Source organism: Frateuria sp. (genome assembly GCF_035944355.1).
In the GTDB taxonomy this organism is placed as follows: domain Bacteria; phylum Pseudomonadota; class Gammaproteobacteria; order Xanthomonadales; family Rhodanobacteraceae; genus Frateuria_A.
In genome coordinates this window covers 64062-79806 of record NZ_DASZBH010000011.1, presented here as the reverse complement: position 1 = coordinate 79806, position 15745 = coordinate 64062, and the positions used below count along the sequence as shown (strand labels likewise).

Sequence of the window (15745 nt, the reverse complement as noted above, 5' to 3'; positions counted from 1 at the left end):
CCACCTTGAACCCGCGATCCGTCACCTGGCGGACCGCCTCTACCTTGAACTCATCCGTATACCGCTTGCTGCTCATGGACACCTCCGAATAGGCCATTTTCCATGGCCCTGAGATGTCTAGGAAACCCTGGGCGATTCACTTGCATGCTTCCAAGCAGCCCTACAAAGCATTTCAAAACAGCCGACAAGCTGTGAAATTTCGACGAGCGGGTCTATTGGCTGCGAGGACAGAGCTGTGACGCTCAATGGCTCAGCTAGGCGGATTTTTGAAACCGGCCCAAGAGAAGTTTGGCCTTGTTCGAGAACTAACCCTGCGACGGATCTATTTGCACTCATCGGTACGCGGTGCAGCATTTCGTTGCGCAGATCTCCTATTCGGCGCAACCAACCAGATGCCGGCACCGCTCCTAGTGCATCTAGGAGGATGCGCACCATGGGATGTGTCGCGTGATTTCGATTTACAGGTTTAGCGACCCAGTCTTCGAGCCGCGACAAGCTGTCTATGCGACCAGGCGCACCGACATGTATCGCCGCAACCATTGCGATGTGGTCTCGCGCAGACGAAATCTCTGAGATAAGTGAGTGAAAGTCCGCATACAGATCGTCCAAAGCTGTGTTCGAAAACCAAGTTCCTGGAGCTTTGTTTTCCGCCAGCGCCCAACTTAGCTGATTGTGGTACCCGTTAGACACGTCCCTAAGGCGAAGCGAAGCTGCCCTAAGGTGCGCGCTGATATAAGAGGTGGTTTCCGCGTATTGCTTGTCACGCGCTTTTTCGGCTTGGTGTCCAATAGCTGCCCAAGAGTCAGCGGCGCCTAAGCCACTTTGGGGATCGCGCGCGCCAAATTCCCAAACGTCCATTGAAGGCCGGTTCGCGTGTGACATGTACTTGACGCAGGTGCCCAAGTACCTGACACCACATTGGCCGATGGCAAAGTCGAGATGATCCTGCGGCGCTTTGAAAACAACCGCATCCGAATCTTTATCGCTAGACAGGGGATATAACGCCCAACCGAGATTTGTGCGCACGCCTCGAAGACCGCCTGAGAAGTGGATTTCTTCCGTAGCGTACGACTTACTGACGCGCAGGTTTTCAATTTTCGCGTCCATGTAACCTCACACCACTGATGCAACTTGCGTGAATTGGATATGGGCTCACTTGCTAGCCATGCCAACAACGCGATACGACAAGCGCCCAAGTTCAAGAGGGTGTCTGCAAAAGGTGTCAGGAACAATTTGAAGGTCTGCCGTCGAAATTGTCCCTAACACTTTTTTTGCCAACGTCTTAAGCACCAACCACACCGTCCCTCACACCCAGCAACTCTTTCGGCTTATACGAATAGGTCTGCTTGGTTGACCACGATGCGATGCCAATGTTGTAGCCATAGATTAGAACCACCCTGACGGTGTCTTCCTGACCCAGATGCGGATCGCCTTTGGCCAGTATCCGGGCAATGCCGCGCGCATAGCCCGCATCGTGGATCATCGGAGTGTTGACGCGCAGTTGCGCCGTCAGCGAGTGGATCGTTGCGCTACCGTTGCCAGCGGACGCGACGAAAAGGGTTCCCCGCATCACTTGAACGTCCATGGCATGCGGCTGGGCCTGGAGCGTCTGTTGCAGCGGCAACAACCCCGCACAAAGATCGCTCTGGGTAAGTCGCTTGACGACGAAAGGCGTGCCCAGGAAGAGCAGCGCGATCAAGGCCGAAACCACGATGTGACCACGCCAGACTTGCGCGAAATGCGCCTCCCCCGTTTCCGGCTGCGTGCGCACCACGTAGGAACCGACCACCAGATCGTGCAACGACTGCCGTGTGCGGCGGTTGAAGATCGCCAGGTAGACGATGACGAAACTGCTGCCTAGCGCCAGTGCAGACAGCAGCGCCTGGACAATGAGGTCCCCGACACCGGACGGCTGCACCCACTCGGACTGGATCGGCAGAAGATTCAAGAGGACCAGTCCGTCCAGCACGGCATAGCGAAGCAATGCACGAGGTAGCGACAGCGGCTGCCCTTGCGCATTGACCACACGGATGCCAAGCCAGCGATTGGCCAGCGTCTGCCCGTTGCCGAGGCGACTGTTGAAAACACCGAAATACGTCAGCGAAATGGCGAAACCGATCAGCTGTGCCGGCGCGCCCATGCGCGCGAGTGGATCGAAGCACAAGGCACCAAGAGTCAACCCGATGGCGCCGAGGATAAGGATATCGATGACGAAGGCGCCGAGACGGCGCCAGAAGCCGGCAATGACGAGATCCCGCCCGCCTTCCGTTACAGACGTGTCCATGGCTTTCTCCCCTGTTCCAAGGGGATATTGCCGCAAACACGATGCGCACCAAAACAGGGGTCAGAGTCGACTTTTCGAGAAAGTGCACTCTGGCCCCAGTTTCAAGGCCTGCGCGGCCCGTGGGCGGACGGGATAGCCCGGAGGGCATTGCCGCCAATCCCGCATTCCGTGCGCCCGCCGCCAGCGGTTATGCTCGACCGGCGGCGCGGGGGCGCCGACCATCCGGGGGAATCGACACATGACGACACGATCCAGGGGACCGTTGGCCGGCTTCGGCTGGCTGAAGCAGGGCATCAGCGCGGGCTACCGCCATCCCAAGCCGCTGCTCGGAGGGGCTGCCATCCTGCTGCTGGCGTGCCTGTTGCCGTCGCTGCTTGTGCTGCCGATGCAACTGCAAGCGGCCCACGCAGGCACACCGCCAAGCCCGGCGATGTTCGTCGGACTCATGGCGCTGTCCACGGTGCTGAGCCTGTTGATACTGCCGCTCTACGCAGGCTACCTGCAGGTGGTCGATACGGCCGAGCGCGGCCTGCCAACGCGCGCAGTGGACATCTTCAAGCCCTACCGGCAAGGCGAGGCATTGCGCTTGATCGGCTACGGGCTGGCCATGCTGGCGATCTACGTAGTCCTGTTCGGCGCCGTGCTCGCAGTGAACGGGCACAACCTGGTCAACTGGTACGCGCAGGCGCTGGCCGCGCAGGCCAGCCACCAGCCGCCCCCGACAGGGTTACCCAGCGGTTTCGGCACCACCTTCGCGCTGTTCATGCTGGTCGGCCTGTTCATGACGGGGTTCTATGCGATCAGCCTCGGTCAGATCGCGCTGCGCGGCCGCAACGTGTTCGGCGCGATCGGCGACGGCATGGTCGGCGCGCTGAAGAACTTACTGCCGCTGCTCGTGTTTGCGCTGAGCTGCGCGCTCGCCTGGATCGTCGCGATCATCGCCCTGGCGATCCTGGTCATCCTGCTCACCCTGCTCGCCAAGCTCATCAGCACATGGCTGGTGTTCGTGGTGGTCGTCCCGCTTTACGTCGCCTTGTTCCTGGCGATGTTCACGGTGATGTTCGGCGTGATGTACCACCTGTGGCGCGACGTTTGCGACGACGACACCGCGACCGGCATGGCTTCGGCGATCGCCGCCTGACCTGCGTTGCCCTACCCCGGCGAAGGCGGCTGTGGTCGCCTTCGTCGGCAAAGCTTTGGCCAAAGGTGCCCGGGACAGTTCAGCGGATGGGTTGTCGCCCAACGGGCCTCAGCCCAGCGAAGCGGCCGGTGCGCGCTTGAAACAGGGGTTGAAAACAGGGGTCTGAAAACAGGTGAAAACAGGGGTCAGAGTCGGCTTTTCGAGAAAGTGCACTCTGACCCCAGTTTCTTGGACAGGGAGGTGCGGACGGCGGCGTCGACCTAATGCTCAACAAGGACGGCAAGCTGACGCTCGTGCAGTGCAAGCGCTGGAAAACCCAGCGCGTGGACGTAAAGGTCGTCCGCGAAATGTACGGGCTCCTCGCCCACCACCAGGCCTCTGAAGTGAAGATCATCGCCGTAGGGGCCTACACCGCCGACGCGCAGCGCTTCGCTAAAGAAAAACCCATTGAACTGATCACAGGCGCGGCGCTGCTCGACATGGTCCACAGCGTGCAGACCACGTCGGCCAACCCGACGTCCCAGTCGCGACCGCCCGCCTCGCCCGAGACAGCACCACCTTGCCCGAAGTGCGGCAAGGAGATGCAGCTGCGCGCCAACCGCCGCACCAACGAACGCTTCTGGGGTTGCATGTCCTACCCAGGCTGTCGCGGCACGCGCCAGCTAACAGAAAGTGCACTCTGACCCGGGTTTTCAATATCCTAGCCCTCTAAATTCTGAGGCAAACGTTGGGCGTCTGCGACAACCTAAACTGGGATATCACACTCGCATCAACATCCATCCCAGCTTTCTAGTCCTGTTTGACCGCGACTCTCTCGCGAGCATGGGAGTTACGGACCCGTCGGGATGCGAGGCAGAATTCCAAGCCGCTGCCGAACTTGCTCATAGATTTCCACAACTCCGGGCATTGAAATAGTTACAGCCACCCCGAACGGAATGGAGTCGTCATAGTGGCCGACCTGATCCAGCTCTCGCTGTATGTGCAGCCGTAGCACCATGTCGTGTGAGACTGCTGCTGCCTTCGATCCTTCCCACCGCCGGCAAAACAACGTTCCTCGGTTGCTTTGATTCACGTCTGGCTGCCGCGAGCAGGTCCCTAGTCCTAGCTCACCCATTTCTTCGGGTTCAAGTAGTCTCAATCGGATAGAGCGATATGCCCTGGTCCCTGGGTGCGTGGGAGTGAACCAGGCCACAGTCGCAGACAAGGAATGCGGCTGGGCACGTCCACCCATGGCCGCAGGAATTGGGATTGGCACATGGACCATCTGATTGGCACGTATCTCTCCAACCGCCCAAAACGTCGCGCGGTCGGAGGTACATGCAACTGCCGAATCGGCGTCAACCAGGCCAAATCCTAGGTATCGCCGAATGTTGTCCTTCTGCTTCACGTGTTGTCGCCCATCTGCAGGGCCAAGTATCTGTTTCATCAACTCAGCTGTCTGTTCAGGCCATTCCGCCGTGTGCGCGATGAGCGCCTTAATTAGTACTGCTCGCTCTTTATGAGGGAGGCTCAGGAACGCATCCCCATAGCTCCCCTCCAGCGCATCGTGAATGCGATGACAAGTACGAGAGGCTAGAGCAGCCGATGCGCTAGTGCCATTCGTGTACGATTCATAGCTCTCCTGACCGATTTTTGGAGGAGCCGCGACCTTGAGCCCCGCGGCATGAGTTGGCGGTGCCGGGGCGACACCAATTGATTGACCATTGCTAGTCACCACTCGTAGCCGTTCCCGTGACCCGGGCATTAATAAATCCGGCTTTACCGCGGAACCATAACCCGGCCCGAGCGCACTAGAGGGATTCGCAATGCGGAGATCGGGATAAGGGTCGACCGAAGTTCGAGCAGTTAAGCGAAGTGCCGGAGACACCGCATCTTCATTGCAACTCCCCACCGTTATGGCGTTGATGGATTCAGCTGGAGCGATAATTCGCCGCTGCCCTAGTAGGGAATTCACCGACTCCAATATGCCTATAGCTTTCGCTTCCGCATCAGCATCCTCAAACACTACGCTATTGGCGAATCTAGGCACTGTAAAGCTTTCGGCAATGTTTCCAGCGCTAACTATAAATAGAATTCCATACTCATAAGCTAAACGATCAAGCAACCGCGCCCATGCGGAAAGCTTCCCATGAAAAGGTTGACGACGATTACCAAGTGAGACGTTTATAATTATTACATTCGGGGCAGTCGCCTCCGCCCCCTCGCGCATTGTGCGAACGGAGTTGTAGATCATGTCTACAACCAAGCGGTCTTGAGGAAACGTCTCGCCCTGCCCGGGACTAGCAGCCATCACTGGAAGCACGTGAATACGCCGGGGTAGTGGCACCCCCTTTAAGTTGCGATCACCGTGCACTATCAGCGATGCCATCGCTGTGCCGTGCTTACGATCAGAGACTTGTGCGTTTGGCTCCAAGCCGAACAAGTCTTCTATCACTAGGTGATGTTCGAGCAACGAGTGCCGAGCCATTGGGACACCATCAAGTAGCGCCAAAATTGGCACCCCCAGTTCGGCGGGATCGAGGTCCTGATCGGAGGGCGACGCTTCAGCCAACTCGATGCTATTGGCGAGACTCTGCGGCCGAATGTGCATAACCGAGTCAAAACCGGCGATGCTTCTAACGGACCGGGCAATAATTTGGCGCACTTGGGCCGCAGAAAGTTCGATTAAGAGCGCGTGGTAGGCAATTTCATCAATTCGAGAACGCGCAATCACTCGCCCACGCCCGTCTAACTCCCTTCTAAAGGCATCTTCCGCTGCGCTCGAGTCTTTACGGAAAACCAACTCCGCTTCGATCCGTATGAGGTCATGATCTTCTAACCCGATAATTTCTTGCTCGAGTCCCTCTGCATCTCGAGGATCGACTCGATCTTGTGGCCCCCATGGTCTCAAGTCCTTAAGCAAAGCAAAAGCTTCGCGCCAACCGGCCATGTAACTATCGCCAAGTGGCTCATTTCGCTGCCAACGCCGCCAAAGCGATTCGATTTGGCTGAGCGCCTTAGCGTCTGGGACCAGCAGATAGGCAACAGGGTTTTTATCCTCTTCGTCCGCCTCCAGTTCCTCTTCATCCACGAGCTCTAAGCCGCGGATACTTCGAATTGCTGATACGAACGGCGCGACGCTCCCCCTTAACTCAAACACCAACACTCTTTCTGGAGCGAGTGCTGACGGGTCAGCCCGCAGGCTCATCCCCCCAGGATCGCGTTGCAGCACCTCGGCCAGTCGATCGAACTTGGGCGCGAAACGTCCAAGTTGACGTTCAGTGGGAAAAGGATCAGGGCCTTTTGGGAACCCTTTTCTTGGCCGGCGAGGATCGACGTCCCGCTCTGGAATGACCCTCAGCAGTGGCTTGCTTAGATCGGCCGCCATCCGTCACCTCCGGCCGAACGCGCGAGCGCCAAATATCAAGCTCGGCTTTAAGTGCATCATCTATCCCTGTCTCCCCCAATCCAAGAATTTCGCGACGCCTTACATTTTGACAAAAATCTAGCACTTCCGAAAAATTCAGCGAGCCGAGCTTAGCTGCCAAAGAACCACGAGACATCTTCGGCATCTGTGGCCAGCGACGCATGATGCGCTCAAGCAGCGCCTCGATCTCTTTTTGGCTTGGCGCCGGAAAGGCAAGTCGCATCTGGAACCGCCGCCAAACCGCTCTATCCAATAATTCTGCGTGATTGGTGGCGGCAACCACGATTACGTAGCTGGGCAGCTGATCCAATTGCATCAAAAGGAATGACACGACGCGCTTTATTTCGCCGGTTTCATGAGTATCGCCGCGTTCCTTACCTATCGCGTCGAATTCATCAAAAAACAGAACGCAAGGCTGGGTACGTACGTAATCAAACAGCTTTCGCAATCGGGCATTTGTCTCGCCCAAGTAGCTGCCAATAAGAGCGTCGTAACGGACCACCATGAATGGCAGATTCAGGGCCTCGGCTATCGACTCAGCAAACGACGTCTTACCGTTGCCTGGGGGGCCAGACAGCAGCACTCGATGTCGTGGGTCATATCCGTGGGACCGCAGCACATCAGCACGCGCATGTTCTTCCACCAATTGCCGACCGCTTTCACGGACAGGGAGACCAAGCAGAAGTTGGTCCATCTGGATCTGTGGTTGAATCTCAATGATCGCGTCGCGGCCGTGGTGTGCGGTTTTTTCGGAAACGGAAAGAAGGCTACTAGACGTGACCGCTACGTTTGCGATTGCTCGTTGTAAGCGATCAGCGACAATATGGTGGTTCTTTGCGCGCTCATCGGCCGCGAGCGCCTCCGCAGTCGAGCGAACAGTCGCCCGATCGCCGCTAGCAGCAGCACGCACCAGAGAGATGAGCAAATCGCTTCGTGCCATGTGTCCGCTCGAACATTTAACGTGGATGAAGGCCCATCCGTGAATCAGCTCCGCGATTGGACCAAGAGGCGCAATCGCCGACTTTGCCGAGGATACCCCATCGAGTCCCGGATGCTGAGACTAGCCCGCCGCGATCCAAGAACGATCGTTTTACTGCGGGACTGGCCAGCTCAAGGAGGGGTGGAATCCTGGTCGTTTAGCTCGTTGCGTTACATGGAAATCTGACAATTCACATGTTTCGCCGATACTCCCCACCCACGTCATACAACGCGTGGCTAATCTGCCCCAACGAGTTGTACTTCACCGCCTCAACCAACTGCTCGAACACATTCCGCCGCTCCCGCGCCGTCTGCTGCAACCGCTTCAGGCTCTCCGGCGCCAACCCATTCCGCGCTTCCCCGAACGCCCGCACGTTCGCAATCTGCTGCCCCTTCTCCTCCTCCGTGGAGCGAATGAGCTCGATCTCGGTGGCCACTTCGCCGCCGTGCTCCTTCGGCAGGAAGGTGTTCACGCCGATCAGCGGCAGCGAGCCGTCGTGCTTCTTGTGTTCGTAGTACAGCGACTCTTCCTGGATCTTGCCGCGCTGGTACATGGTGTCCATGGCGCCCAGCACGCCGCCGCGCTCGCTGATCGCCTCGAACTCCTTGTAGACGGCCTCTTCCACCAGGTCGGTCAGCTCCTCGACCACGTAGCTGCCCTGCCAGGGGTTCTCGTTGAAGTTGAGGCCCAGTTCCTTGTTGATGATCATCTGGATGGCCACGGCGCGGCGCACGGACTCTTCGGTCGGCGTGGTGATGGCTTCGTCGTAGGCGTTGGTGTGCAGGCTGTTGCAGTTGTCGAACAGCGCGTAGAGCGCCTGCAGCGTGGTGCGGATGTCGTTGAACTGGATCTCCTGCGCGTGCAGCGACCGGCCGCTGGTCTGGATGTGGTACTTCATCATCTGGCTGCGCGGGCTGGCGCCGTAGCGCTCGCGCATGGCGCGGGCCCAGATGCGGCGGGCGACGCGGCCGATGACGGTGTACTCCGGGTCCATGCCGTTGGAGAAGAAGAAGCTCAGGTTCGGCGCGAAGTCGTCGATGTGCATGCCCCGGGCGAGGTAGTACTCGACGATGGTGAAGCCGTTGCTGAGGGTGAAGGCTAGCTGGCTGATCGGGTTCGCGCCGGCTTCGGCGATGTGGTAGCCGGAGATGGACACCGAGTAGAAGTTGCGGACCTTGTGCTCGACGAAGTACTGCTGGATGTCGCCCATCATGCGCAGGGCGAATTCGGTGGAGAAGATGCAGGTGTTCTGCGCCTGGTCTTCCTTGAGGATGTCGGCCTGCACGGTGCCGCGCACGGCGGCCAGGGTTTCGGCCTTGATGCGGGCGTAGGTTTCCTCGTCCACGAGCTGGTTGCCAGTGACGCCGAGCAGGCCTAGCCCTAAGCCGTCGTTGCCCTTGGGTAGATCACCCGAGTAGCGCGGGCGCTCGCGGCCTTCGTAGAGCTTGGCGATCTTCTTCTGTGCCTCGCCCCAACGGGCGTCGTCGGCCTTGAGGTACTTCTCCACGTTCTGGTCGATCGCGGTGTTCATGAACATCGCGAGGATCATCGGCGCCGGGCCGTTGATGGTCATGGAGACCGAGGTGGTGGGCGCGGACAGGTCGAAGCCGGAGTAGAGCTTCTTCATGTCGTCCAGCGTGGCGATGTTGACGCCGGAGTTGCCGATCTTGCCGTAGATGTCCGGGCGCGGGGCCGGGTCTTCGCCGTACAGGGTGACCGAGTCGAACGCGGTGGACAGGCGCGTGGCGGCGCCGCCCTGGCTCAGGTAGTGGAAGCGGCGGTTGGTGCGCTCCGGGGTGCCCTCGCCGGCGAACATGCGGGTGGGGTCTTCGCCGGTGCGGCGGTAGGGGTAGACGCCGCCGGTGTAGGGGTAGTGGCCGGGGAGGTTTTCCTTGCCGAGGAAGAGGAGCTGGTCGCCCCAGCTGTCGGTCTTGGGCGGGGCGACCTTCGGGATCTTCTGGTGGCTCAGGGACTCGCGGTAGTTCTCCACGCGGATGGTCTTGCCGCGGACCTGGTATTCGTTGACGTCCTTGGTGACCGACTCGCGCAGGGCCGGCCAGTCACGCAGCAGGTGCACGGATTCGGCGGAGAGTTCCTTTACCGCTTCGTTGTAGCGCTGGCGGAGGAGTAGCAGGGTGCGGTCGACTGCTCCCCTCTCCCCCCGGGAGAGGGGTTGGGGGTGAGGGTTCGGGGCTTGCGCGGAGCTTTGGGCAAGGGTCGTACCCTCACCCTCGGTCCCTCTCCCGGAGGGAGAGGGATGCAAGGCGTCGCTCGCGTAGAGATCCAGCGGACGCGGGAGCGCCTCGTCGTCCAGCTCCTTGAGCGATTCGTAGTAGTGCTGGGCCTTGCTGGCGGCTTCGGCCTGGCGGGCGATGGAGCCGTTGATGCCCCTGCCCTGCTCGGCGATCTCGGCGAGGTAGCGCACGCGACTGCCGGGAATCAACACCGTGGCGCGCGGTTCCTTAAGGCTGGTGTCGACGTCGGGCTGGAAGTCGCAGCGCGGGCTGCCCAGTCCCCGTTCCCCGTTCCCCGTTCCCAGCTTCTCCCGCAGCAGGCGGCACAGGTTCGCGAACATCCAGGTCACGCCCGGGTCGTTGAACTGGCTGGCGATGGTCGGGTAGACCGGCACGTCCTCGTCCTTGAGGGCGAAGGCGGTGCGGTTGCGCTTCCACTGCTTGCGCACGTCGCGCAGGGCGTCTTCGGCGCCGCGCTTGTCGAACTTGTTGAGCACGATCAGCTCGGCGAAGTCGATCATGTCGATCTTCTCGAGCTGGCTGGCGGCGCCGTAGTCGCTGGTCATCACGTAGACGGGGAAGTCGACTAGGTCGACGATCTCCGAGTCGCTCTGGCCGATGCCGGCGGTCTCCACGATCACCAAGTCGTAGGGCTGGCTCTTGAGGAAGGCGATGCAGTCCTTGAGCACCTCGTTGGTGGCCATGTGCTGGCGGCGGGTGGCCATGGAGCGCATGTACACGCGCTTGGAGCGCAGCGAGTTCATGCGGATGCGGTCGCCCAGCAGCGCGCCGCCGGAGCGGCGGCGGGTCGGGTCGACAGCGAGCACGGCGATGCGCATTTCGGGGAAGGCGTGCAGGAAGCGCAGCAGCAGCTCGTCCACCACGCTCGACTTGCCGGCGCCGCCGGTGCCGGTCAAGCCCAGCACCGGGGTCTTGCGGCCGGCCAGGTCCCATTGCTTGCGCAGGTGGGCGAGCTCGCCCTCGCCCAGGCGCGATTCCTCGATGTCGGTGAGCATGTGGCCCACGGAGATTTCGTCGTCGATGTCGACCTTCGGCACGCCGGGCTGCTCGGCCTTCAGGCGCTTCGCCTGGGCGGCGCGAGTGCGCTGCATGACGTCCTCGATCATCTCGGTGAGGCCCATCTTCATCCCGTCGTTGGGGTGATAGATGCGCTCGACGCCGTAGGCCTGCAGCTCGCGGATTTCCTCCGGGGTGATGGTGCCGCCGCCGCCGCCGAACACGCGGATGTGGCTGGCGCCGCGCTCGCGCAGCATGTCCACCATGTACTTGAAGTACTCGACGTGGCCGCCCTGGTAGGAGGACAGCGCGATGGCGTCGGCGTCTTCCTGCAGCGCGGCGCGCACCACGTCTTCCACCGAGCGGTTGTGGCCCAGGTGGATCACCTCGGCGCCTTGGGCTTGGATGATGCGGCGCATGATGTTGATCGCCGCGTCGTGCCCGTCGAACAGGCTGGCGGCGGTGACGAAACGCAGCGGGGTGGTTTCGGCCTGCGCGGCGGCGGCGGGGACGAGGCTGGCGGGGGAACTCATGGGGGACTCCGACATCGGTGCTCTGAACCCCTCGATTCTAGTGGATCGGGGTCAAGGGCGCGGGGGAGTCGGGTGGGCGTGACGCCGGCATGCGCCGTGGGCGCCGACGGGGCCGTGAGGGCGGCGCTCAGCGGTGGAGGAATCAGGCCGTAGGCCGGGCGCGGTTCGCGTGGGAATGCGCGTGACTTGAAGTTTTGCGATTCGCTTCACCCCAGCCCTCTCCCTGGAGGGGAGAGGGGGCGAATACGACACGCTTCGGCCGGGCCTGCCCGCAAGCCTTGGCCCCTCACCCCAGCCCTCTCCCCGGAGGGGAGAGGGAGCGAAAGCTACGGCGGGGGCTGATCGCGCCCCGGTGCGCGCCGTCGAGTCAGCCCCCGCGGCTGTCGGTGGAGGTCCAGGTGGACACCCAGGTCCTGCCGCCGTCGGTCGAGATGGCCCAGTCCTGCCGGCAGGATGTCGCGGTGATGTCCGACCAGACGTTGCGGGTCAGCACGGTCCTGCCGTCGACCTCGTCCATGCCGACGAAGGTGCCCACGCCATCCTTGAAGCCGCCCACCAGCGGCGCGTCGAGCGTGCCGGACGCACTGTTGGCGAAGTAGACCCGCCACTGCCGCGTCTTGCGGTCGTACAGGCGCAGCGCGAGGTCCTCGATGTGGCCGCCCGGCCCGTCGACTTCGAGCTGGCCGATGTTGGCCCAGTCGTCCCACACGCGATAAGCCTCATGCGTTCCGCCCAGGCTGCCCTTCGCGTCGGGTGAGGACAGCGGATGCAGCACCGCCTGTATCCGGGTCGACCAATGGCCCAAGTTGAAGTCGAAGTCGTGCTCCGGCCCGGTGCCCGGCGTGTAGTGCGTGTCGTAGTCGGGGGCTTTCTTCAGTCGGGTCAGCTGCGCGACGAAGTTGGTGACCCAGGTCTTGCCGCCGTCGAACGAGGACGCGATCTCGTAGTGGTAGGAGTCCGGCGTGATGGCCGACCAGATGTCGCGCTCGAGGACCTTCTTGCCGCCGGACTCGGTCCAGCCATGGAACACGCCGCGGCCATCCCTGAACTCACCGTACGTCGGCTCCTGCAGGGTGCCGTCGTCGCTGCCGGCGAACTGCTCGCTCCACTGCCCGGACCTGGGGTCGTAGAGAAACAACGTCAGGCCCTGGAAGTGGCCACCGGGGCCGGAGGCCTCGATCTTTTCCAGGTTGGCCTTGCCGTTCCACAGGGGCTGGTCGATCACCGTGCCATCGAACCTGACCCATTCGCCGACGCCCGACGGCGTGACGTCCCGGCTCGTGATCTCGGTCTTCCACGTGCCGAAATGGAAATCGAAGGCGTGCTGCTGGTCCTGGTCCTTTGCCGTGCCGGCGATCGATGGCGACTGCCATCCGAGCGTCGCCGCGAGCACGAGCAGGCACGCCCGGAAGATCCTCTTTGCATGCATGGTGGTCACCCTCTTGGTTGGAATGCCTGCCGGCGCGGGGCCGATCCCCGCGCTGCTGTCGAAAACCTTGGCGGGACGTCCCGGCCAACCCTGCCCGTTGCGGGCAACGATCGACGCAGCTGTCCGAGCCAACGTCAGTGCACGTAGTTGATGGCGATCGCCGGCGTGACCGAGCGGGTGACGTTGTGCCCGCCGGGAATCACGCGAACGCCCAGCAGCACACCGACGTTCGCGTTGAAGTTGTATTCCACCGCGGGCGCGAAACCGAAGGCCTCGCTGCGCCCGGAGCTCGCGTGCACGGGCGTGGCCGGCAAGCCGAGCGGGTCGTCGTAACCGGTCACGCGGGTGGCGTCGCTGCGGCTGTAGGTGAGGTCGAGCGCGAGCACCCAGCGGCGGGTGAGGCTGTATTCGAACGCCGTGGCGACGTAGAAGGCGTCGCCCGGCGTGGCGCGGCCGTGGAAGTGCTGGCCGGTGCCGTACACGCTCACGCCGTCGACGTCGGCGTGGCGCGCGAAGGTCCAGGTGGCGTTGAAGCGCGCGCGCAGGATGCGGCCGTTGGGCATCCAGAAATAGCTCTGCGCGTTGAGCCCCAGCGTGGTCGCCCAGGCGCCGCTGCCCATGCCGTCGGCCGCGCGCTCGAGGCGCTCGTAGCGGCCGGTGGGCACCGCTTCCTGCAGCATGATGGCGAGCGTGGGGAACCAGCTGCCTTCGTGGAAACGGGTCAGGCGGTACTGCGCCTGCAGGATCTGGTCGCCGGCGCCGATGCCGGAACTGTTCGGTCCGTGGTGCACGGCGTTGTAGCCGATGATCGGGATGGCGCCGACGGTGAGGTCGTCGGTCAGGCCGTAGAGCACGTAGGCGCGCGAGCCGAAGCCGTCGTTGCCGCGGGTCTGCACGTCGTAGACGTAGGGCTCGACGAGCACGTGGCCGCGCGGCAGCGTCTCGGCGGAGTTGGCGAGCATGGGCCCGGTCCACCAGGCGTCGTCGCGCGACTGGCGCCCGGCGTCCTGCGCGAATGCCGTGGCCGCGGCGAGCCAGGCGAACGACGCTCCCAGCCATCGCAGGAGGGATCGCGGCCGCCGTCGCCGCATCGATTTCGCTTGCCGCCCGCTCTCCACGCCCCGCCCCCGTGATGGCTCCGATGGAGAAGCTTAGGTCGGCGAGTGGCTCGCACGAATAGCCACATGGCTATGATCCGGCATGACCACTTTGGGAAGCCGCGCATGAAACGGGTATCCGCCAGCCTGCTGCCGCCGATCGCGCTCGATACGGAGGGCGGCGCGCCGATCTACCGGCAGCTCTCGGACTGGTTCCGGCGCGCCATCGTCGAGGGCCAGCTGCGGCCCGGCGAGCGCGTGCCCTCCACCCGCGCGCTGGCCGGCGAGCTCAAGGTCTCGCGCCTGCCCGTGCTGAGCGCCTACGAGCAACTGCACGCGGAGGGCTACCTGGAGACCTTTACCGGCGCCGGCACCTGCGTGGCCGGCGCGATCCCGCGGGGGGAAGCGCCGATGCCGCCGCGCCGGCGCCGGGCCAGCGCGCCTGACCCCGGCGACGCGCCCGCGCGCCGCATCGCCGCGCGGGCGACGGCCATGGCCGGGCCGAAGCAGACCTGGCTCGACAGCCAGGGCGCGTTCCGCGTAGGACTGCCGGCGCTGGATGCGTTCCCGCACGGCGTCTGGTCCCGCCTGGTCAGCCGCCATGCGCGCCAGACGGACGTCGGCGCGCTGGTCTACGGCGATGCGCTGGGCTACCTGCCGCTGCGCGAGGCGATCGCCGACTATCTGCGCACCGTGCGCGCGGTGCGGGCCGATGCCTCGCAGGTCATGATCACCACCGGCGCCCAGCATGGCCTGCAGTTGTGCGCCCACGTGCTGCTCGATCCCGGCGACCGCGTGTGGATGGAGGAGCCGGGCTACCCCGGCGCCCACCAGGCGCTGGCCACGGTGGGCGCGCAGGCGGTGCTGGTGCCGGTGGACGCGGACGGCCTGGACGTGGCCGAGGGCGTACGCCGCGGGCCGGATGCGCGGATGGTCTACATCACCCCCTCGCACCAGTTCCCGCTGGGCGTGACGATGAGCGCGGCGCGGCGCATGCAGCTGCTGCAGTGGGCCGCGCGCGAGGGACGCTGGATCGTCGAGGACGACTACGACGGCGAGTACCGCTTCGGCGGCAAGCCGGTGACCTCGCTGCAAGGGCTGGATACCGACGCGCGGGTGATCTACGTGGGCACCTTCAGCAAGGTGATGTTCCCTGCGCTGCGGCTGGGTTACCTGGTGGTGCCGCGGGACCTGGCGGGCGCCTTCCGCGCCGCGCGCGACGCTTTGGACACCTGCTCGCCGGCGTTGCCGCAGCGCGCGATGACCGACTTCCTGCGTGAAGGGCATTTCGCGCGGCACATCCGGCGCATGCGCGTGCTGTACGCGGCGCGGCGCGCGGCGCTGCTGGAGGCCATCGGGCGTCACCTGCCGGGCAGGCTGCAGGTGGTGGGGGCGGAGGCGGGCATGCAACTGGCGGGGCTGCTGCCGGAAGGCGTCGACGACCTCGCGCTCTCGCGCCGCGCCGCGCAGGGCGGCGTGTCGGTCAGGCCGCTGTCGCAGTGCTATCGCGGGCCGGCGCGCGCGAGCGGGTTGATCCTGGGTTACGGAGGCGCCGACGAGCGGGCCATCGAGGTAGGCATCCGCCGTCTCGCGCGTTGCCTGTAGCGGCGCCGCACGACCGGTCG

Annotated in this window: 9 protein-coding genes and 1 pseudogene; 3 read left to right on the top strand and 7 right to left on the bottom strand. The window is 63.1% G+C overall.

All coding sequences use genetic code 11. The annotated features are described in order from the left end of the window. Positions 1 to 117: 117 nt before the first annotated feature. The gene (locus VGU03_RS09005) at positions 118 to 1107 is read right to left on the bottom strand and encodes a hypothetical protein (protein ID WP_327480052.1); all 990 of its coding nucleotides are present in this window, start codon (positions 1105 to 1107) and stop codon (positions 118 to 120) included. A 175-nt stretch (positions 1108 to 1282) separates the two neighbouring features. After that, positions 1283 to 2284, bottom strand: a complete 1002-nt coding sequence (locus tag VGU03_RS09000; protein ID WP_327480051.1) for an RDD family protein — start codon at positions 2282 to 2284, stop codon at positions 1283 to 1285. Positions 2285 to 2522: 238 nt separating this feature from the next. Between VGU03_RS09000 and VGU03_RS08995 the strand changes: the two genes are divergently transcribed. Continuing rightward, complete coding sequence (locus VGU03_RS08995; RefSeq protein ID WP_327480050.1) at positions 2523 to 3425, top strand: hypothetical protein; 903 nt, start codon at positions 2523 to 2525, stop codon at positions 3423 to 3425. A gap of 230 nt (positions 3426 to 3655) precedes the next feature. Beyond that, positions 3656 to 4108 (top strand): annotated as a pseudogene (locus VGU03_RS15640) (restriction endonuclease); the annotation flags it as partial. Positions 4109 to 4254: 146 nt separating this feature from the next. On the opposite strand, the gene VGU03_RS08980 reads toward VGU03_RS15640, so the two are convergent. The 5 genes from VGU03_RS08980 to VGU03_RS08960 all read right to left on the bottom strand — a co-directional run bounded on the left by VGU03_RS08980 (position 4255) and on the right by VGU03_RS08960 (position 13985). Further along, entirely contained in the window at positions 4255 to 6792 is a 2538-nt protein-coding gene (locus VGU03_RS08980; protein ID WP_327480049.1) for a S8 family peptidase, read from the bottom strand. Then, positions 6698 to 7771 carry an ATP-binding protein gene (locus tag VGU03_RS08975; protein WP_327480048.1) on the bottom strand — a complete coding sequence of 358 codons (1074 nt, stop codon included), beginning with the start codon at positions 7769 to 7771 and terminating at the stop codon, positions 6698 to 6700. The genes VGU03_RS08980 and VGU03_RS08975 overlap by 95 nt, the downstream gene beginning before the upstream one ends. A gap of 229 nt (positions 7772 to 8000) precedes the next feature. Beyond that, positions 8001 to 11594 carry a methylmalonyl-CoA mutase family protein gene (locus VGU03_RS08970; protein ID WP_327480047.1) on the bottom strand — a complete coding sequence of 1198 codons (3594 nt, stop codon included), beginning with the start codon at positions 11592 to 11594 and terminating at the stop codon, positions 8001 to 8003. Between the two features lie 367 nt (positions 11595 to 11961). Then, on the bottom strand, positions 11962 to 13023 hold the full coding sequence (locus VGU03_RS08965) for a hypothetical protein (protein WP_327480046.1): 1062 nt from the start codon (positions 13021 to 13023) through the stop codon (positions 11962 to 11964). A gap of 134 nt (positions 13024 to 13157) precedes the next feature. After that, positions 13158 to 13985 carry a transporter gene (locus VGU03_RS08960; protein ID WP_327480045.1) on the bottom strand — a complete coding sequence of 276 codons (828 nt, stop codon included), beginning with the start codon at positions 13983 to 13985 and terminating at the stop codon, positions 13158 to 13160. A 261-nt stretch (positions 13986 to 14246) separates the two neighbouring features. On the opposite strand from VGU03_RS08960, the gene VGU03_RS08955 reads away from it, so the two are divergent. Further along, complete coding sequence (locus VGU03_RS08955) at positions 14247 to 15725, top strand: PLP-dependent aminotransferase family protein (protein WP_327480044.1); 1479 nt, start codon at positions 14247 to 14249, stop codon at positions 15723 to 15725. The last annotated feature ends 20 nt before the right edge of the window (positions 15726 to 15745 follow it).

Excerpts from the sequence above, each read along its gene's own strand:
- VGU03_RS09005 (WP_327480052.1), bottom strand. The coding sequence starts at position 1,107 with ATGGACGCGAAAATTGAAAACCTGCGCGTCAGTAAGTCGTACGCTACG.
- VGU03_RS09000 (WP_327480051.1), bottom strand. The coding sequence starts at position 2,284 with ATGGACACGTCTGTAACGGAAGGCGGGCGGGATCTCGTCATTGCCGGC.
- VGU03_RS08995 (WP_327480050.1), top strand. The coding sequence starts at position 2,523 with ATGACGACACGATCCAGGGGACCGTTGGCCGGCTTCGGCTGGCTGAAG.
- VGU03_RS08980 (WP_327480049.1), bottom strand. The coding sequence starts at position 6,792 with ATGGCGGCCGATCTAAGCAAGCCACTGCTGAGGGTCATTCCAGAGCGG.
- VGU03_RS08975 (WP_327480048.1), bottom strand. The coding sequence starts at position 7,771 with ATGGCACGAAGCGATTTGCTCATCTCTCTGGTGCGTGCTGCTGCTAGC.
- VGU03_RS08970 (WP_327480047.1), bottom strand. The coding sequence starts at position 11,594 with ATGAGTTCCCCCGCCAGCCTCGTCCCCGCCGCCGCCGCGCAGGCCGAA.
- VGU03_RS08965 (WP_327480046.1), bottom strand. The coding sequence starts at position 13,023 with ATGCATGCAAAGAGGATCTTCCGGGCGTGCCTGCTCGTGCTCGCGGCG.
- VGU03_RS08960 (WP_327480045.1), bottom strand. The coding sequence starts at position 13,985 with ATGCTCGCCAACTCCGCCGAGACGCTGCCGCGCGGCCACGTGCTCGTC.
- VGU03_RS08955 (WP_327480044.1), top strand. The coding sequence starts at position 14,247 with ATGAAACGGGTATCCGCCAGCCTGCTGCCGCCGATCGCGCTCGATACG.